At 51.3% G+C, this 19744-nt stretch carries 18 protein-coding genes; 6 read left to right on the top strand and 12 right to left on the bottom strand.

Annotated features, from left to right (window positions below; all coding sequences use genetic code 11):
• Positions 1–18 precede the first annotated feature (18 nt).
• Positions 19–705, bottom strand: coding sequence for a tRNA/rRNA methyltransferase (locus tag DUT67_RS03015; RefSeq protein WP_113626874.1), 687 nt, complete (start codon positions 703–705; stop codon positions 19–21).
• Between the two features lie 776 nt (positions 706–1481).
• On the opposite strand from DUT67_RS03015, the gene arcA reads away from it, so the two are divergent.
• Positions 1482–2198, top strand: coding sequence for a two-component system response regulator ArcA (gene arcA, locus DUT67_RS03010; RefSeq protein WP_048262454.1), 717 nt, complete (start codon positions 1482–1484; stop codon positions 2196–2198).
• Positions 2199–2254: 56 nt separating this feature from the next.
• Here the strand turns inward: arcA and creA are convergent, their stop codons facing one another.
• Positions 2255–2737 carry a protein CreA gene (creA, locus tag DUT67_RS03005; protein ID WP_048262455.1) on the bottom strand — a complete coding sequence of 161 codons (483 nt, stop codon included), beginning with the start codon at positions 2735–2737 and terminating at the stop codon, positions 2255–2257.
• Positions 2738–2943: 206 nt separating this feature from the next.
• Between creA and robA the strand changes: the two genes are divergently transcribed.
• Complete coding sequence (gene robA, locus DUT67_RS03000) at positions 2944–3831, top strand: MDR efflux pump AcrAB transcriptional activator RobA (protein WP_048262458.1); 888 nt, start codon at positions 2944–2946, stop codon at positions 3829–3831.
• Here the strand turns inward: robA and gpmB are convergent.
• Complete coding sequence (gene gpmB, locus DUT67_RS02995) at positions 3820–4470, bottom strand: 2,3-diphosphoglycerate-dependent phosphoglycerate mutase GpmB (RefSeq protein WP_048262460.1); 651 nt, start codon at positions 4468–4470, stop codon at positions 3820–3822. The two genes, robA and gpmB, sit on opposite strands and share 12 nt — an antisense overlap.
• Before the next feature lie 50 nt (positions 4471–4520).
• On the opposite strand from gpmB, the gene yjjX reads away from it, so the two are divergent.
• On the top strand, positions 4521–5060 hold the full coding sequence (gene yjjX / locus DUT67_RS02990) for an inosine/xanthosine triphosphatase (RefSeq protein ID WP_048262461.1): 540 nt from the start codon (positions 4521–4523) through the stop codon (positions 5058–5060).
• A 3-nt stretch (positions 5061–5063) separates the two neighbouring features.
• On the opposite strand, the gene trpR is transcribed toward yjjX, so the two are convergent.
• Positions 5064–5411: a trp operon repressor gene (gene trpR / locus DUT67_RS02985; RefSeq protein WP_113626876.1), complete on the bottom strand. Its 348-nt coding sequence runs from the start codon at positions 5409–5411 to the stop codon at positions 5064–5066.
• A gap of 72 nt (positions 5412–5483) precedes the next feature.
• Entirely contained in the window at positions 5484–7418 is a 1935-nt protein-coding gene (gene sltY / locus DUT67_RS02980) for a murein transglycosylase (protein ID WP_113626877.1), read from the bottom strand.
• A gap of 468 nt (positions 7419–7886) precedes the next feature.
• On the opposite strand from sltY, the gene ettA reads away from it, so the two are divergent.
• The gene (ettA, locus tag DUT67_RS02975; RefSeq protein ID WP_113626878.1) at positions 7887–9554 is read left to right on the top strand and encodes an energy-dependent translational throttle protein EttA; all 1668 of its coding nucleotides are present in this window, start codon (positions 7887–7889) and stop codon (positions 9552–9554) included.
• A 78-nt stretch (positions 9555–9632) separates the two neighbouring features.
• On the opposite strand, the gene DUT67_RS02970 is transcribed toward ettA, so the two are convergent.
• Together DUT67_RS02970 and DUT67_RS02965 are read right to left on the bottom strand one after the other, a co-directional pair.
• A complete protein-coding gene (locus tag DUT67_RS02970; RefSeq protein WP_053075322.1) occupies positions 9633–11333 on the bottom strand; it encodes a methyl-accepting chemotaxis protein in 1701 nt (566 codons plus the stop codon).
• 255 nt (positions 11334–11588) lie between these two features.
• A complete protein-coding gene (locus DUT67_RS02965) occupies positions 11589–12494 on the bottom strand; it encodes a LysR family transcriptional regulator (RefSeq protein ID WP_113628121.1) in 906 nt (301 codons plus the stop codon).
• A gap of 118 nt (positions 12495–12612) precedes the next feature.
• Here DUT67_RS02965 and DUT67_RS02960 point away from each other — a divergent pair, with 118 nt between their 5' ends.
• The gene (locus DUT67_RS02960) at positions 12613–13614 is read left to right on the top strand and encodes a zinc-binding alcohol dehydrogenase family protein (protein ID WP_113632731.1); all 1002 of its coding nucleotides are present in this window, start codon (positions 12613–12615) and stop codon (positions 13612–13614) included.
• Between the two features lie 66 nt (positions 13615–13680).
• Here the strand turns inward: DUT67_RS02960 and serA are convergent, their stop codons facing one another.
• The gene (gene serA, locus DUT67_RS02955) at positions 13681–14913 is read right to left on the bottom strand and encodes a phosphoglycerate dehydrogenase (RefSeq protein WP_048262471.1); all 1233 of its coding nucleotides are present in this window, start codon (positions 14911–14913) and stop codon (positions 13681–13683) included.
• A 294-nt stretch (positions 14914–15207) separates the two neighbouring features.
• Entirely contained in the window at positions 15208–15867 is a 660-nt protein-coding gene (gene rpiA / locus DUT67_RS02950) for a ribose-5-phosphate isomerase RpiA (RefSeq protein WP_048262501.1), read from the bottom strand.
• A 239-nt stretch (positions 15868–16106) separates the two neighbouring features.
• Here rpiA and DUT67_RS02945 point away from each other — a divergent pair, with 239 nt between their 5' ends.
• Positions 16107–17000, top strand: coding sequence for a LysR family transcriptional regulator ArgP (locus tag DUT67_RS02945; RefSeq protein ID WP_048262472.1), 894 nt, complete (start codon positions 16107–16109; stop codon positions 16998–17000).
• A 92-nt stretch (positions 17001–17092) separates the two neighbouring features.
• Here the strand turns inward: DUT67_RS02945 and DUT67_RS02940 are convergent, their stop codons facing one another.
• The 3 genes from DUT67_RS02940 to mscS form a co-directional block, all read right to left on the bottom strand.
• The gene (locus tag DUT67_RS02940; protein ID WP_048262503.1) at positions 17093–17818 is read right to left on the bottom strand and encodes an oxidative stress defense protein; all 726 of its coding nucleotides are present in this window, start codon (positions 17816–17818) and stop codon (positions 17093–17095) included.
• Positions 17819–18023: 205 nt separating this feature from the next.
• Positions 18024–18638 carry an arginine exporter ArgO gene (gene argO, locus DUT67_RS02935; RefSeq protein WP_113628118.1) on the bottom strand — a complete coding sequence of 205 codons (615 nt, stop codon included), beginning with the start codon at positions 18636–18638 and terminating at the stop codon, positions 18024–18026.
• Between the two features lie 205 nt (positions 18639–18843).
• Positions 18844–19704 carry a small-conductance mechanosensitive channel MscS gene (gene mscS, locus DUT67_RS02930; protein ID WP_113628119.1) on the bottom strand — a complete coding sequence of 287 codons (861 nt, stop codon included), beginning with the start codon at positions 19702–19704 and terminating at the stop codon, positions 18844–18846.
• Between the last annotated feature and the right edge of the window lie 40 nt (positions 19705–19744).

The following is a 19744-nucleotide window of genomic DNA, read 5'->3' as shown; positions in this document are numbered from 1 at the left end:
AAAGCCATCTCTGCTATCTTATTTCGGCAATCTTTTTTCAATATCGTGCAGCAACCGATGGAGCATCGCCGTATCACGCTGCTCTAAACGTCCCAGCCGCTGATGCAGCCAGTCCCGCAACTTTTCATCATCCTCAACGGCCAAATTGACCAGTAGTCGCTCCAAACGATCGTGCAGCGCCGACAATTGGCCCGCTACCGCTGGCTGCACCGCCTCCGGCTTGACCTGCATGAGTTCAGCCAACTGGTAACAGTACACCATCACCGCCTGACCCAGATTTAACGAAGGATAATCCGCTTTCATCGGCACGCCAGTCAGCACATCGGCCAGTTCGAGTTCCTCATTCGTCAGGCCGACATCTTCCCGACCAAACACCAACGCCGCAGACGCCATCCACTGCACCTTCTCCTGCAATACCCCTGTCAGCTCCGCTGGCGTACAGTAATAACGATATTTAGCCCGGCTGCGCGCGGTAGTCGCGACAGTAAAATCAACATCGACCAATGCTTCAGCCAGCGTGGAGAATACCTGTACATTATCCAGAATATCCCCCGACGCATGCGCCACCCAACGGGCTGCGGGTTCCTGATGTACAGTACTACCGACAATACGCAAACTGCTGAACCCCATCGTTTTCATCGCACGGGCTGCCGCCCCTACGTTCTCTGCCCGGGCGGGCTCAACCAAAATAATATGAAACTGCATAGACTCCCCAGTATGGGTTACGTACGCTCTGGCACTATTTTCGCCAACAGCGAAATAACACGGACGTGTAATCAATCACGATTTATTGATAACGGCTCATTGGTAACGAGTCAGCAATAATTCTCTATCAACAGCTATCCATCCATCACTACGGGTGGAAAATTAACAATAAACCAACAGGATTTCTGGCATCAACTCGGCCTTCGGTAGGAAACATCAGTGATGTCCAATAAATGGGTGGGAAGAGAAAACCACAATAAAAACAAGGTAAATTATTTTATTTCAATAAGTTATAAAAACACCAACGACTGTGTAGCGTCAATTATGATTATTGGCATTTGCTATGCTAAATCGTTCATAAAAAGTGCTAAATTGTGACGTAAACTAGCAATCCTATAAGTGTTTATCACAAAATAGTTAACGTGCTAAAATGAAATTTGATATATGTCAACAGAACCGTAGATTTATCAGCAGGCAAAATCAGTGCTTACTGTTATGTTGCTGTTAATAAGGTTAAACTGTGCGCCACTTTGAGCGCAGTTAAATTAGCGCCACACTCACCCGCTAGCAGTACCTCTAAGCGGGTAGAGAATGAACACCAGTAACGCATTTACGTACTTGAGTCTGATGTTGAGCGAGAGCGTATATTTACCTCGATAAGCTCCAGGGAAATACCCGGAATAACTGGCGTTATAGCCAGCGGGCCAGCAGGGTATGACAGCGACTTCTGTACTTCCGATTTCTATAATTTAAGTTGGCAATTTTAGGTAGCAAACATGCAGACGCCGCACATTCTTATTGTTGAAGACGAGTTGGTAACCCGTAACACCCTCAAAAGCATTTTTGAGGCAGAAGGGTATGTTGTTCACGAAGCCACCGATGGCGCAGAAATGCACCATATTTTGTCTGAGAATGACATCAATCTGGTGATCATGGACATCAATCTGCCAGGGAAAAATGGTCTATTACTGGCACGTGAACTGCGCGAGCAAGCCACCGTTGCCTTGATGTTCCTCACCGGTCGCGACAATGAAGTCGATAAGATCCTGGGTCTGGAAATCGGTGCGGATGATTACATCACCAAACCGTTCAACCCACGTGAACTGACGATCCGCGCACGTAACCTGCTGTCACGTACCATGAATTTGGGTACAGGCACGGAAGAACGTCGTCTGGTGGAAAGCTATCGTTTCAACGGCTGGGAACTGGACATCAATAGCCGTTCACTGATCAGCCCAGCTGGCGAGCAATACAAGCTGCCGCGCAGTGAATTCCGCGCGATGCTGCACTTCTGCGAAAACCCGGGCAAGATTCAGTCTCGCGCAGAACTGCTGAAGAAAATGACGGGTCGTGAGCTTAAGCCACATGACCGTACCGTTGACGTCACCATCCGCCGTATCCGCAAGCATTTTGAATCGACAGCTGATACACCGGAAATCATCGCGACGATCCACGGTGAAGGCTACCGCTTCTGTGGCGATCTGGAAAATTAATCCCACTCAGCCGGAACAGGCTTCTGTTCCGGCTATTTTTCCCTTCTTATCGTACGTTACTCACTCTTTCCCCACGGCATAACTGGCACCGCGCTTAACGCATTCTTCGGCGAACCATCGACCAATCGATCGGAGTAAGCAAGGTAGATCAGAGAATTGCGCTTTTGATCGTAAAATCGAACAACCTGCAACTTCTTGAAAACCAGCGATGTTCTTTTCTGGAATACCACGGTTCCACGATCACCGCCGTTTTTGATTTTATCGGACAACGTAATCGGCCCAACCTGCTGGCAGGAGATTGCCGCATCTGACGTGTCTTCCGCCAACCCTAGCCCCCCTTTTATTCCGCCTGTTTTGGCTCGGCTGATGTAACAGGTCACGTTTGATACATCAGGATCGTCAAACGCTTCGACCACGATCTTATGATCCGGCCCCAGTAGTTTAAAGACCGTATCAACAGATCCCACCTCTTCCGCACTGGCGGTGCTAACAGCAGATAGCACTAACAGACCCACACTCATGATTCGCTTTATGTTCATAATTTCAGGCTCTGTGATGATTCATGACAAACAATTAATAACCACAATTAAAAAGAGGATGTACAAAATAAACGACTTTGATAATCCTCCTTATCCAAATTACCTGCGGAATATTTTCAAAAATCTTCGGCAGTACCAAAGTGAAAATATTGCTATGATGCGGGATCTCAATACGCTCGCGCTCAATGTGTTTGATGAGGAAGATTATGGATCAAGCCGGTATCATACGTGACTTGCTTAACTGGCTAGAAAGCCATCTCGACCAACCGCTATCACTCGATAATGTGGCAGCGAAAGCAGGTTATTCCAAGTGGCATCTGCAAAGAATGTTCAAAGACGTAACGGGCAATGCTATTGGTTCATATATCCGAGCGCGGAGATTGACCAAAGCGGCGGTTGCACTTTGTCTGACCAGCCGCCCCATCCTTGATATTGCTCTGCAATACCGTTTTGACTCACAACAAACGTTTACCCGTGCGTTTAAAAAGCAGTTTGCCCAAACGCCAGCGTCTTATCGTCGTTCCGATAATTGGAATACTTTCGGCATTCGTCCGCCGATCCGGCTCGGTGAATTTACCCTGCCACAGCCAGAATTTGTGGAACTCCCGGAAACGCAATTGCTTGGGCTGACGCAAACCTATAACTGTCGACTTGAACAGATCTGTAACTTCCGTACGGAAATTCGCGTCCACTACTGGCGCCAATTTTTGGGTGAAACCTGCTCTGTACCGCCAGTACTTTACGGGCTGCATCATTCGCGCCCAAGTAAAGAGAAAGACGACGAACACGAGGTGCTCTACACTACCGCGCTGGAACCCCAGTACCTGCCCGATGATGTCCACACTGGCGAACCCATTACGCTACCGGGCGGCGACTACGCGATGTTCGTATTTGAAGGGCCGAAAGACGAGCTACAGGATTTTATTATCACGCTGTATGACACCTGTCTGCCGACCTTCCAACTCACGCGCCGCAAAGGGTTCGATGCCGAACGCTTCCACCCAGACGGCACGTCGCGCGATGATATTCCCGACATCATCCGCTGCGAGTACCTCATCCCCATTCAGCATGCAGAGCCGATCTCAGCGCTGTAACTCATCCAGTGCCGGGATATCTAAATGAGAAATATCCCCGGCCGTTTCCACCACCCAACCAGATGCCAGCCACGGGCTTTGCTGATGATCGATGCGCGACAAGGAACAGTTGCGTAGTCGCAGACGCCGTTCAGCCGATGCAGGTAGCCCCAGAACCGTACTGAGTAAACACCCTAGTGCCATGCCGTGACTAACCAGCAATGGGCGGCTCCCGGCAGGCAATGCCAGACAACGTTCTAAGACACCGTGCATACGCGATGCGACATCCACCATCGATTCACCTTCCGGGATTCGGCCATTAGGTGTGCCATCCACCAGCCGTTTACGCCACCCTTCCTCCTCGGCGGTCAGCGAATCCAGATCGCGCGCTTCCAATACGCCCATGTTCAATTCGCGTAAACCGGGCTCCAGGATTATCTGGCAATCACCACAATATTTAGCGATGATTTCTGTCGTCTGGCGCGTTCTTCCGAGATCGCTGGTGAAGATATGCGTAATCCCTAACGTCCCGATTCGTTCAGCAACCTGTTGTGCCTGTTGCTCACCTCTTGGCGTCAGTGCACTGTCCGATTGACCCTGAATACGTCGAGCCACATTCCATTCTGTTTCGCCGTGGCGAACAAGATATACCTGTAACATGGTTATTTTCCGTTATACTGCGTCAAATTAACTAAAGGTACGAAACTGTTATGTATCACGTTGTCGCTGCAACTACCAACCCGGCAAAAATTAAGGCTATTAGTCTGGCATTCATCGATGTCTTTGGTGAAGAAAATTGCCGCATCGAAGGCGTTGACGTCGATAGCGGCGTTCCGCGTCAGCCTCTTGGTTCTATCGAAACCCGTACTGGTGCCAGAAACCGCGTCATGATGGCGCGCCAGGTAAGGCCAGAAGCCGATTTTTGGGTCGGTGTCGAAGCAGGCATTGAAGAAAGTATGACTTTCGCCTGGATGGTGATCGAAAATGCCCATCTGCGTGGCGAATCACGTTCTGCAAGTCTGGTTCTTCCAGAAAGTATATTACATGGTATTCGTGAAGGGCGGGAATTAGGTGATGAAATGGAGCGTTTGACGGGCGTTCAGAATATCAAACATAAAGGTGGTGCCATCGGCGTCTTCACCGACGGTAAACTGTCTCGTACTAGCGTGTACCATCAGGCGCTGCTGCTAGCGCTGGTGCCGTTCCATAACCCGATCTATCAGATTCCCGTTCAGACAATAAAACAGTAACCGTTACGCGTCATTACCCAACGGTTTATCTGCCGACAGCAACTGCGCTTCCAGCCAGATTTTCAACGCGGGGGGCGCGGCTTTCAGGCTATTTGAACCGCGCGTAATCGTGGCAATTCCTGCACCTAGCTCGCTTTTTAGCTCACGCTGGCTCATTTCACCCCGCATTAACTCTTGCACAATTCGCACCCGCGTTCCCAACGCGGTACGCTCATCCGGCGTCAGGAGCAGTTGAAGCAGCGGCAATTGGAGATCCTCCGCAATAGACTGCTGTAATAGCGCAACAAAGCGTAACCAATGCTCATTGTCTTGTTCAGAGAGTGCCGGGTCGATAAGCGATAACGGAGTCATAACGGGCTGCCATACTATTTAACTAGTACGGCAGCATAACACAATTTCGAAGAGCAATCGCAACGCCTAGTCTCAATAACGCCGCTGCCATTCTGCATCCGTCAGCACATTGGCTGGCTGATGAAGGAAGTTGCGATAGAAGACGTCGTAGGCAAGGACATTTTTCACGTAACCCCGTGTTTCCGAAAACGGAATACTTTCGATAAACGCAACGGGATCAATACGCCCAGCGCTGTTTCTCAACCAAGTATTCACGCGCGACGGCCCGGCGTTGTAAGCCGCGGAAGACAGAATGCGGTTACGGCCAAATGTCTGGTACACGTACTCTAAATAGCTTGTTCCCAACAGAATGTTGGTCTCAGGATCAAACAGCTGACTGCTGTTCGTGTAGAACGTGATATTGCTCATTTTAGCGGTATGCTGCGCCGTCGCGGGCATCAGTTGCATCAGGCCCGATGCACCAACAGGGGAACGCGCTTTTGGATTCCATGCGCTCTCCTGACGGGCAATCGCCATCGCATAGCTCTGGCTAATCCCTTTCCCCTGCGTTTCACGGCGGAATTCGTCATTCCAGGCGAGCGGGAAACGCTCTTCCAGATGATCCCACAGCTTCGCAACAATCGTCGCCTGCACGCTCAAATCCGCCCAGCGCTGTTCAAACGCATAGCGAGCCAGCGCTTCCTGCTGTGGTTTGCTACGATTCACCACCAGCCCAACCCACTCGCTACGCGCCAGATTATCCATCTGCCAGAACATCAATTCCCGTACACGGGTGATTTCCGGTAGCTGAGACAACGAAGGATCTGGCTTCACCGCCGTCATGATAGTAATGGGATAGCGTTCGTTCAGTTTCTGCGCCGCCGCCATAGGATAGAACCCGCGCTCCTGCATCAGGCCACGTAATATCGTCTCGCCTTCCTGACGTTTACCTTGATCCAACAGCGCCGTAGCACGCCAATAGCGCCATTCATCTTTCTGCAACGCCTCCGCCGGTAAGCGTGCCATCCAGCTCGTCAGCCCCTGACGATCGCCAGCCCCCAGCGCCATCCGCACCCGACGCTCCAGCAACGTAGTCGACGTACTTCGCCGCACCACATCATCCCGCCACTGTGCCTGCTCTGGCGTAGCGTCGTTACCCATCAAACGCCAGGCGATGGTTTCTTCCATATCCTGACGTTCTGCGGCGCTCATCTTCTGCAAACGGGAAATGACCGGCAACATCGAACGGGCATTATCCGTATCCTGACGCGCTGTGCGCGTAAAAGCCGACAGCGTGACTTTACGGGTGAAATCTGTGGGCCCCACGGTACGGGCGAAGCTCTCCAGCGAATTCGGATCGTTCTGAAGTTTCAGCAGCGCATCGCCCATCGTTTTATAATCATCGGGTAACTGCTTGATGAGATAACTCACCAGACTGCCGCTGCCTTCATCCATGGCCAGACGCGCGCGCTCCAGCGTCGTCAACGGCGTCTGTTCGCCTGCTTGCTGCCAGGCAGAGAAGAGTTTATCGCACACAGTAGGGAGCGAACGCCCGGTCAGCCAGATATCACGCGTGGCTTCCCACACGCCCTGACGCTGGCCGGTTGCCCACTGGGCATAATAAAAGTTACAGCGGGCACTGACCGGCTTCGGCGGCTGTGGGCTAAATGCCAGCAGCCCGTTCCAGTCCTGACGGCGCGCCAGTTCATTCACAAAGCTGGTGGTGAGGTTGCGGGCGGGCGGCAACGTGGGATGGGTGGCTATAAACTGTTTCACCTGCGTCGCACTGACCTGACTCAGATCCTGCGTGAGCGAGCGGTATTCAAGATAAGGATAAAGTGGGTAACTGCGCAGCGTCGGCATCAGCTGCACTACCGTGTCCATCTGGTTACTGTCCCATGCCTGCTTAACTTGCTGATAGCGCTGACGCTGCTCGTCTAAAGAATCCGCTAGCACATGACCGGAAGCCCCAGCCAGACAAACCGCCACAACGGCGTACCACCAATGACCTGCTTTCATCACCTGCATTAACCTCATCCGTTATCGAACTTGCTATCGGCATCCTTCATCGTATCGATACGCCAATCCTATACCCAAAATAATTCGAGTTGCATGAAGGCGGCAACCGCATGAATCCCCAGGAGCTTACTCAGGTAAGTGACTGGGGTGAGTAAGGGCAGCCAACGCACAAGCAACTTGAAGTATGACGGATATATCGGGCAGATCCAGTGTGGCACATCATGCCAGACAACGGTATGCCGATCCGCAAACCGATTCTGAAATTCATCAGACGGGCATACGTCTCAGATCGGCCATGGCAAATCGCCGGATAGCTGGGATCGCGGGCTGAAACCCGCTACACTTCGTACTTAGAGTAATGCGCTTAGAATAATCGAGCCGCTGCTAAAGCATATCCTTCAGCAGCGCTATTAATTACCCATGGTCACCCGCTTATGGTGACAAATCATAGAGATAAGAGAGAGGCGAAGTCGCAACGTGGCTCAATATGTTTATACCATGCATCGCGTCGGTAAGGTCGTTCCGCCGAAGCGTCACATTCTGAAAAACATCTCCCTCAGTTTTTTCCCCGGTGCCAAGATCGGCGTACTGGGTCTGAACGGGTCCGGTAAATCAACGCTGTTACGTATTATGGCTGGCATTGATACGGACATCGAGGGCGAAGCTCGCCCACAACCTGGAATCAAAATCGGCTATTTGCCGCAGGAACCGCAGTTAAACACGGAGCACACTGTACGTGAGTCTGTGGAAGAAGCGGTTTCAGAAGTCGTGACCGCGCTGAAGCGTCTTGATGAAGTCTATGCGCTGTATGCCGACCCAGATGCAGATTTCGATAAACTGGCCGCCGAGCAAGGTCGGCTGGAAGAAGTCATTCAGGCACACGACGGTCATAACTTGAATAACCAGTTAGAGCGCGCGGCGGATGCCCTGCGTCTACCTGAGTGGGATGCGAAAATCGCGACCCTGTCTGGTGGTGAGCGTCGCCGCGTTGCGCTGTGTCGTCTGCTGCTGGAAAAGCCAGACATGCTGCTGCTCGACGAACCAACCAACCACCTGGATGCCGAGTCGGTAGCCTGGCTGGAACGCTTCCTGCATGACTTCGAGGGCACCGTGGTGGCGATTACCCACGACCGTTACTTCCTCGATAACGTCGCAGGCTGGATTTTGGAGCTAGACCGCGGTGAAGGCATCCCGTGGGAAGGCAACTACTCTTCCTGGCTGGAGCAAAAAGATCAGCGCCTGGCACAGGAAGCCTCTCAGGAAGCGGCACGCCGTAAATCCATTGAGAAAGAGCTGGAGTGGGTGCGTCAAGGCGCTAAAGGCCGTCAGTCCAAAGGTAAAGCTCGTCTGGCGCGCTTTGAAGAGCTGAACAGCACGGAATACCAGAAACGTAACGAAACCAACGAACTGTTTATTCCACCAGGTGCTCGCCTCGGCGATAAAGTGGTGGAAGTCACCAACCTCAGCAAGTCTTACGGTGAGCGTCAGTTAATCGACGGACTTTCTTTCGCCGTACCGAAAGGCGCGATTGTCGGGATTATCGGTCCGAACGGTGCGGGTAAATCGACACTGTTCCGTATGATGTCTGGTCAGGAACAGCCAGATAGCGGCACCATTGAGCTGGGTGAAACGGTGAAACTGGCGTCAGTCGACCAGTTCCGCGACGCGATGGACAACAGTAAAACCGTCTGGGAAGAAGTCTCCGGCGGGCAAGACATCATGCGTGTCGGCAACACCGAGATGCCAAGCCGTGCCTACGTTGGCCGTTTCAACTTCAAAGGGGTTGATCAGGGCAAGCGTGTTGGTGAGCTATCCGGTGGTGAGCGCGGTCGTCTGCATCTGGCTAAGCTGTTGCAGGTAGGCGGCAACGTGCTGCTGCTCGATGAACCAACCAACGACCTGGATATCGAAACCCTGCGCGCGCTGGAAAACGCCCTGCTGGAATTCCCAGGCTGTGCCATGGTGATCTCGCATGACCGTTGGTTCCTCGACCGTATCGCCACGCACATTCTGGATTATCAGGATGAAGGTAAAGTGGAATTCTTCGAAGGCAACTTTACCGAGTACGAAGAATACAAGAAACGTACGTTGGGCGCAGAGGCGCTGGAGCCTCACCGCATCAAATACAAGAAGATTACTAAATAAGCCGTCACCAAACGTCATAAACAAATGGCCCGCATTGCGGGCCATTTTTCTTTCCAGTCATACTTCATCTACTGGGAATCAGAACGTTTCCCAGTTTTGATTACTGTTGCCTTTGCTACTTCCGGCTATCGCCATCGCTGGCGCTAAACGCGGTTGCGGCGCAGATTTAGGCAATGATGACCTCACTTGCTGGACGATACCGGACAGCTTGAATACCGCGACAGCCTGCGTCAAACGCGCAGCTTGCTCTTCAAGTGAAACAGCAGCTGCCGACGCTTCCTGCACTAACGCTGCATTCTGCTGCGTTGCGCTATCCATTTCAGACACGGCCTGACTGACCTGCCCAATACCACGACTCTGTTCATCAGAAGCGGAAGCAATTTCCCCCATGATGTCCGTCACGCTGACGACCGCACGGACAATCTCGCCCATGGTTGTCCCTGCCTGCGCCACCAGCCCAGAACCGGTATTCACCAACCTGCCAGATTCACCAATCAGCGTTTCGATTTCCTTCGCCGCCTGCGCACTACGCTGCGCCAGATTGCGAACTTCACCCGCAACAACAGCAAAACCACGCCCTTGTTCGCCTGCTCGAGCCGCTTCTACTGCGGCGTTAAGCGCCAGAATATTGGTCTGGAAAGCGATGCTGTTAATAACGGAAGTGATCTCGGAAATGCGTTTTGAGCTAGTGGAAATATCCTGCATCGTGTCCACCACGCCTTGCACAATCTGCCCGCCCTTCTCTGCTTTTTCAGAGGCATTCTTCGCCAACTGGCTAGCATGATGGGCATTATCAGAGTTCTGTTTCACCGTTGCGGTCAGCTGTTCCATGCTCGCTGCGGTTTCCTCCAGAGCGGCTGCCTGCTGCTCGGTACGTGAAGAGAGATCGACGTTACCCGCCGTAATTTCTGACGATCCTTGATAGATCGAATCCGCACCTTCACGCACGATCGTAACCGTATCCGTCAGCTCCGCCTGCATGTTCTGAATATTCGTACCCAACGTGCCTATCTCATTACGCCCCATCGCCATCGGTGGTAATGTCAGGTCACCCGCTGCAATTTTCTGGATACGTTCAACCAGTCTGTTGATTGGCGCAAGGATCACGTTGCGCACCATGATGTACGCCATGATCGCCATAATAATAGATAAGGCAAACGAGCCAGCCATCATCCAGTATCCCAGTTGGGCATTCTGTTCTGCCCGCTGATTGATATCCTGCGCAGTTTTTGTCAGTTCAGTCACTTTTTTACGTACAGGAACGCTAAACTCTTCATCTAACGTGCGCGCCAGCGTACTTTCCAACGACACCAGATCTTCAAATTCACCATCACTCGTGGCTTTCTGCATCAAGACAATCGCATTATCGCGATAGTTGGTATAAGCCTTGAGGATATCCTCGTCCAAGGCTTTTTCACTTTCCAGTCTGTCGGGACGCGCGAGATATTCATCAAGGCGTTTCTGTGAGGCTCTGACCCGGCCAGCAGCCTGGTCTGAAGCAGCTTTAAATACTTCGTGGTCGCTAATACGGTTTGCCGCACCCGCCTGAATGAGCAGCAGCCTGGCAACACGCAGCTGATCGAGACTACTGCTGATACCCGCGCGAATATCAGACAGCTCATTTGCTTTATCCAGTGAATCATTACTCTGCTTTAAGAAATAGCTCGCTGTGCCAATAGAAAGCGCAAAGAGAATCAGGATAATTGAAAAAAGAGTAATAAATAACGATACGAGACGTATATTGTTGATGTAACTCAACTTCTCTTTTTGAACAGACATCGATTGCATTCTCATTTTCACCATCACTGGTATACATTATCTCTATCACTAATCAATGTGACAGAGCCCGAATATCACCGTGACAAAACGCCACGCAGGACATGCCTTTCATAAAAAAGTCAAAAGGAACCAAGATTGTTATCGGCATTCCCAATCTAAAACGCACCTAAAATAAGTTGATAGAAATCACGTTTCAATAAAAATTTACGATTTAACATAAAAATGAAACAAAAATCTCTGCGCAATATACCACTGTTATTTTTTCAAAAGTATTGAGTAATCATCTAACGCGCGATGCTGTAAAACGAAGTCGATGAAACACGCTAACGCGGGTGAATTTAGCTTGCGGCTGGGATACACCAGATAAAGCTCATTGGCTTCCGCCTGCCAATCCGGCAGAACCCTAACCAACTTTCCAGATACTGCCTCATCTCGGCAGAGAAAATCCGGCAATAGCGTAATCCCCGCCCCCGCAATAGCGCACTCGCGGGCGTAAAGCAGATTGTCTGTAATGTGTGAGTCAGGCAATAGCCAACGATAGAGCTCTGAACCGCGATGAAGAAGCCACTCTGTCCAGGCGTGATGCGCAATACAACGGTGTTGTTGGAGCTGTTGCGGGTGAAGCAACGCCGGATGCCGTGCAAGATAGTCAGGCGATGCCAGCAAATAGCGCGGAGTCTGCCCGAGTGAACGTCCAATGAGTGACGAATCGTGAGGTTTGCCGGTGCGAAAAGCGACATCAAAGCCCTCCTGCACCAGATCGATCACCGCATCTGAAATCAGAACATCCAGTGATACCGCCGGAAAGCGCTGCTGAAACTCGGCGGTGAGCCGCGCCAGCAGTGTGGAACCTAACCCCGCAGGGCTGGTAATACGCAGCCGTCCGCTGGGATTATCACGCAAACGTTGTATGGCGAGATCGGCACGCTCACTGGCTTGCAGCATCTCCTGACAGTGAATCAGGTAACGCTCACCAGCAAACGTCAGATTTAGCTGGCGCGTCGTTCGGTTCAGCAATCGCAGGCCAATTTGTTGTTCGAGCTGGCTAATACGCAGGCTCAAACTGGATTTAGCTAACCCTGCTTTTCGCGCTGCCAGTGTAAAGCTGCCACATTCGGCCACCAGAGCAAACAGCGCCATATCCTGCAATTGTTTAAACATCATTGTTCATCTCAGTCGAACACTTCATTATTTATTGTCCATCTTATCAGCCCTATCTCAGTGTTCTACACTTGTCACATTCACAAGACCCTATTCTGAAAATAATGAGGAACACATCATGACCGCTCATGCGATAGCCGTTGATCCACAACAGCCAGAAAATTTCATCGCCATCACGCAGGACATCCCCGAACCCGGCGAATACGATCTGTTGATCGGCGTAAAAGCCATTTCCATCAACCCCGTAGATACCAAAGTTCATGCTGGGTTACGTCAAAATGGGTTACAACAACCCAGAATTCTCGGCTGGGATGCCAGCGGTATCGTGCTGAAAACCGGCAGCGCCGTTAGCCACCTCCAGGTAGGCGATGAAGTCTGGTACGCCGGTGATATCACTCGCCCCGGCAGCAATACCAGCCATCAGTTGATTGATTCACGTATCGTGGCACGTAAGCCCGTGTCTCTAGACTGGGCAGCGGCTGCTGCATTGCCGCTTACGGCGCTGACCGCATGGGAAGGACTGTTCGAGCATCTGAAAATACAGCAGGCCGACAGCGAGAAAACGTTGTTGATTATCGGCGGTGCAGGTGGCGTCGGTTCCCTCGCGATTTCTCTAGCGGCATTACGCAGCTCGGTGAACATCATCGCCACCGCATCACAGCCTGATTCGGCAGAGTGGTGCCGCCAGCGCGGCGCACATAAGGTCGTGGATTACCGGAATCTGGTCGAGGAACTGGCAAAGGAAGGGATTAAACAGGTTGATTATATTTTCTGCCTGAACGACACCGACGGCCACTGGGACGCCATCAGCAAACTGATTGCGCCAATGGGGCACATCTGCACCATCGTGGAAAACAAAAATCCTCTCGACCAAACAGCGCTCAAACTCAAAAGCGCAGCGCTGCATTGGGAACTCATGTTTACCCGCAGCATGTTCACCACGCCGGATATCGCGGAACAGGGAAACATTTTGCACGAAGTCGCGCAGTTGGTTGATGCAGGAAAGCTTCAAGGTACCGCTAGCGAAACGCTGCAAGGATTAACGGTAGAAACGCTGAAGCAGGCTCATGATAAAGTGCTGGAAGGGCATATGCGCGGTAAGATCGTTATCGCGCTCTAATAACGCAACCAGCCCCTTTCGGGGCTGATTATTTACCGATCAATTGATGCACTGATCAATCAAACATCAGAACAGCAGACGGGCACGAATCGTGCCGGGAATCGCCTTCATCAGCTGCAGTGCCGTTTGCGCACCGTCGGTTTCTACGTCAATCACCACATAACCAATTTCAGGTGTCGTTTGCAGATACTGCGCGGCAATGTTAATGCCCTTCTCAGCAAAGATCTGGTTAATCTTGGTAATCATACCTGGGCGATTTTCATGAATGTGCAGCAGGCGGCTCGCGCGTGCGCCATGAACCGGCAGTGACACCTCTGGGAAATTCACCGCAGACAGCGTAGAGCCGTTGTCTGAATATTTCGCCAGTTTCCCTGCGACTTCATCACCGATATTTTCCTGCGCTTCCTGCGTGGATCCACCAATATGCGGCGTCAACAGCACGTTATCAAACTCGCACAGCGGCGACAGGAATGGATCGCTGTTAGTTGCCGGCTCCTGTGGGAATACGTCAATCGCTGCACCGGACAAATGCTTGCTGCTTAGCACTTCACACAGCGCGGGAATATCAACCACCGTACCGCGAGCGGCGTTAATCAGGATGGCACCTGGTTTCATCAGTGCCAGTTCTTCCGCACCCATCATATTATGCGTGCTTTCATTTTCCGGCACGTGCAGGCTCACCACGTCGCTCATATTCAGCAGGTCGGACAGGTGGCGCACCTGCTGAGCATTGCCCAGCGGCAATTTACTTTCAATATCATAGAAGTAAACGTGCATACCCAGGCTTTCAGCCAAAATACCCAACTGCATACCGATATGGCCGTAGCCGATGATCCCGAGCTTTTTACCGCGAGCTTCAAACGATCCCACAGCCAGTTTGTGCCAAATACCACGGTGCGCTTTCGCGTTCGCTGCCGGGATACCACGCAGCATCAGCAGCATTTCGCCGATCACCATTTCTGCTACGGAGCGGGTATTGGAAAAAGGTGCATTAAACACTGGGATACCGCGTTTGGTCGCGGCCGACAGTTCAACCTGATTAGTCCCGATACAGAAACACCCTACCGCGATCAGTTTTTCCGCCGCAGCAAAAATCTCTTCTGTCAAATGGGTACGCGAGCGAATCCCCACAAAATGCGCGTCGCGGATAGAAGCTTTCAATGCTTCAGGATCCAGCGCCCCTTTGTGGAACTCGATGTTGGTGTAACCCGCTGCACGCAGGTTATCCAGCGCGCTCTGGTGCACGCCTTCCACTAACAGAAACTTAATCTTGTCTTTTTCCAGTGATACCTTTGCCATTTCCCGACCTTATTTTCAGACTTCAAATGTGACAGAGTGCTAAATAGCCTCTGCCAACATAACAAAAATTACGCAGTCAGCAATACAAACGATTGCTTCGCCCAAATCGCGCTACAGAGAAGCGCACCTGATTTATGGCAAAAAATATTGCCAAAGATGTGCATCGCCATATCGGCGATAAACAAAATAAGAAAATGTGATATTAAGTGCCAAAAATGAGCTGTTAACTAAATAGATTTTTTTAGCTAAAAAATTTCTGACGTGGCCGTCAACCACGTCAGAACACGCATACACTCATTTAACGACAGTTTTTACACCATCAGCCGTGCCGACTAATGCCACATCCGCACCGCGGTTGGCAAACAGCCCAACGGTTACGACGCCCGGGATACCATTAATGTGGTTTTCTACCGCGACCGCATCCATGATATTCAGGTTGTGTACGTCCAGAATGACGTTGCCGTTATCCGTCACCACACCCTGACGATATTCCGGCTGACCACCCAGCTTCACCAGTTCACGCGCCACATAAGACCGCGCCATCGGAATAACTTCAACTGGCAACGGGAATTTACCCAGCACATCAACCTGCTTTGACGCATCAACAATGCAGATAAACTGACGCGACAGTGCCGAAATGATTTTCTCACGAGTCAATGCTGCACCACCGCCTTTGATCATCTGCATATGCCCGTTGATCTCATCCGCGCCATCCACATAGACATCCAGCGAATCCACATCATTGGCGTCAAAAACGGGAATGCCCAGACTTTTCAGCTTTTCCGTTGAGGCATCCGAGCTGGAAACCGCGCCTTTGATTTGATGTTTTATCGAACCCAACGCATCAATAAAGTGTGCTGCCGTCGATCCAGTTCCTACTCCCACAATGGTGTCAGGGCGAACATAGTCAAGCGCTGCCCATCCCACTGCTTTCTTCAGTTCATCTTGCGTCATAATCTGCTTTTGGCCTGTAGAATCGATATACGAAAACGTGTGCGTATTATAGAACATGCGCGTTGGGGAAAGCGTGCAATTCACCTCATCACCGATGCATTATTTCACACACGCAATTTGACACGTACCGTGCTGAATCGTGATTTCACACGATAGCCAAAATAAGATTTCTGCATGGCAAACCAGCAAAATGTGGCATAGTGAAAAAAAACAGACTCATTCAGGGGACTTTGACTTTCATGAAACGCCCGGACTATCGAACGCTTCAGGCTCTGGATGCCGTCATCCGCGAACGTGGTTTTGAACGCGCTGCCCAAAAACTGTGTATTACCCAATCTGCCGTTTCGCAGCGTATTAAACAGTTGGAAAATCTGTTCGGCCAGCCGCTGTTGGTCAGGACCATCCCACCTCGTCCAACGGAACAAGGGCAAAAGCTCCTGGCTCTGCTTCATCAGGTAGAGTTACTGGAAGAAGAGTGGCTGGGGAATGAAACCAACAGCGATATTCCACTGCTGCTATCGCTGGCGGTGAACGCCGACAGTCTGGCAACGTGGCTGCTGCCTGCGTTACAGCCGGTGTTGGTCGATTCGCCGATTCGCCTTAATTTGCAGGTAGAAGACGAAACACGCACTCAGGAAAGGCTGCGCCGGGGTGAAGTGGTTGGTGCCGTGAGTATTCAGTCTCAGCCGCTGCCGAGCTGTCTGGTGGATAAACTGGGCGCGCTGGATTATCTGTTTGTCGCGTCCCCAGCCTTTGCCGCCCGCTATTTCCCGAATGGCGTGACGCGCTCGGCGCTGCTACGCGCCCCCGCGGTTGCCTTCGACCATCTGGATGATATGCATCAGGCTTTTTTACAGCAGAACTTTGATTTGTCGCCGGGCAGCGTTCCCTGCCATATCGTGAATTCATCGGAAGCCTTTGTACAACTGGCACGACAGGGCACGACCTGCTGCATGATCCCGCATCTGCAAATCGAGAGAGAACTTGCCAACAACGAATTAGTCGATCTGACGCCGGGGCTGTTTCAGCGCCGGATGCTCTACTGGCATCGCTTCGCGCCGGAAAGTCGGATGATGAGGAAAGTGACGGATGCCCTGCTCTCACACGGCCATCAGGTACTGAGGCAGTCATAACGTACTGAGAAAGTGCTACTGACGTCGTAGTAAAAACTAACAGGCCTGTCTAAACAGGCCTGTTAGTAGCGATCAACTCGCTAGCACATATCTTATTGCGCGCGCTGCAACTCAAATACGACATCCACCTGATCGTCAAAGTGAATGGTTTGCTGTTCATACGTTTGCGCCGCTTCGCTTTGTGCTGCCGCATCTGCCGTTTTAAACATCCGTGCCATTGGCATCGGCTGATAGTTGGCAACATGGTAGCGAACGCTGTAGATCGGTCCCAGCTTGGCGTTGAAGCCCTGTGCTAGCGATGCCGCCTGACTCGTCGCCTGTTCGATGGCTTTCTTACGCGCTTCATCACGATACGTTTCTGGATTAGCAACGCCTAACTCTACCGTGCGAATCTCATTTAACCCTGACTTCAGCGCGCCATCCAGCAGTTCGTTCAGTTTGTCTAACTGACGCAGCGTCACTTCTACCTGACGCACTGCACGATAGCCTTTCAGCACCGAACCGCCCGTTTTCAGATAGTCATATTCCGGCTGTGTGCGTAAATTGGCAGCATTAATATCTTTTTTCTCAATGCCGTTTTTACCCAGAAAATCGAAATATTGTGCAACGCGGGAATCAACCTGCTTTTTCGCCTCTGCCGCATTTTTCGATGACACGCTCACCTCAATCGCCAAACGTGCAATATCCGGTGTCGCGTCTACGCTGGATGTCCCCGACGTTACGATATGCGGGCCATCCGGTAGTTCCGCCGCCTGTGCAACTATCGACACACCGCCAAATCCTACTGCGGCAGCCAGCGCCAGTGCATTTAGCTTCATCATACCTCGCTTCACACTCTCTCCTTACTTATGTGTCATCACGCATGTGGCTCAGCAGTTTTTTGCTGCTTCGGCACAACACGTTCCAGAATGAAAGATACAAAAAGGGTATCTTTTACCAGATAACATAACGTATTACCGACTCCACACAATATAGGTGAATTTCTGAAACGTAGCGTAAAGCGGTGTCATTTATTTCTAACCACTATTGCCAGCCGTGACGCGCTAGTTGCAAAGCAATTCCCCACATCACCACACCGACAAAAAAGTTGATAACTCGCTGTACCCGAGGTGTATTCAGCCACGGTGCCAACCAAGCAGCTAATAGTGCCAGCGCAAAGAACCAGGTAAAGGAAGCGGTCACCGTTCCCAGCGCAAACCAGCGTCGAGCGTCATCCGCAAACTGGCTCCCCAAACTCCCCAGTACCACGAAAGTATCCAGATAAACATGGGGATTAAGCCAAGTCACCGCCAGCATGGTAGCGATAATGCGCCAGCGACTCTGTTTCATTACGTCAGCGCTAGCCAGCGTGATATTTTTGCTGAAGGCCGTTTTCATTGCTCCCCAGCCGAACCAAAGCAAAAACGCAACGCCGCCCCAGGTCACTGCGCCCAATAGCAACGAAGACTGGCTGAGCAACGCACTGCCGCCAAAAATACCCGCGGTAATTAACACCATGTCACTCACGGCACATAGCAGCGCCACCATCAGGTGATACTGCCGGCGAATGCCCTGATTCATCACAAATGCATTCTGTGGCCCCAGCGGCAGAATCATCGCCGCCCCTAACAGAATCCCCTGTAAATAGACCGCCCACATACTTCTCTCCTACGCCATTTATTGTTGTCGCGGGGAGTTTATGAAAGCCGATTAAATAAGTGAAATTGAATATTCTAACGCTACATTAGCGATGCTAATGCACTAACGGCAGAGAAAGGGAATGTTAGATAAAAGGACGATTTCTGGCGATGCACCATGCCAATATCAGGGCATGGTGCATACCTGTAAGATTATATCAGAGAGTTTATTCTGGCTGTTTCACTACAGGTTGTAAGTTATGCAAGTGCACATCCATTTGCGGATAAGGGATGCCAATACGGTGCTCATCCAGCACGCGTTTAAAGCTTTCCAGCAGATCCCAGTACACCGCCTGTGCGTTGCCGTTGGTCGTCCATACCCACACCACAAAATTCAGCGATGACGCCGCCATTTCATTCAGGCGGATCGTGACGCCTTTGTCATGCTGAATACGATCGTCAGCGGCGACAATATCGCCCAGCAGCTTTTTCACTACGTCGATATCGGCATCATAGGCCACGCCGACAATAATTTCGGTACGGCGATCCGGCTCACGCGAGCTGTTGATGATGTTGCCAGCGATGATTTTGCCATTTGGGACCACGATAATTTTTCCATCAGACGTGCGCAGCGTCGTCGAGAAGATCTGCACCTGCGTGACCGAGCCGGATACGCCGCCCAAATCGACCCATTCGCCGGTACGGAAAGGCCGGAAAATTACCAGCAAAACGCCCGCAGCAAAGTTGGCTAACGACCCCTGCAATGCCAAACCAACAGCCAAGCCCGCGGCACCCAGTACAGCAATCACCGATGCCGTCTGTACACCAACCCGACTCAATACTGCAATCAGAGTGAACGCGATAATGCCATAGCGGACCAGCGCAGACAGGAAATCTGCCACGGTTGAATCGATAGAACGTTTAATCATCAGTTTATTGACGGTGCCGGAGACGATCCGTGCGATCACCAGACCAACGATAAGGATCACTAATGCTGCAACAATATTCACGGCATACTGCAAAAACAAGTTCTGATGTGTCACCAACCAGTTCCCTGCCTGATCCAAACCCGTATTAAGTTCTTCCATTTAAAAGCTCCTGTTTTCTTAATCACTGGGAAAGCATAAC

This window comes from Pectobacterium peruviense, assembly GCF_003312355.2.
In the GTDB taxonomy this organism is placed as follows: Bacteria; Pseudomonadota; Gammaproteobacteria; order Enterobacterales; family Enterobacteriaceae; genus Pectobacterium; species Pectobacterium peruviense.
Note: the sequence above shows the minus strand (reverse complement) of the source record. Positions and strands in the feature narration are given on the sequence as shown.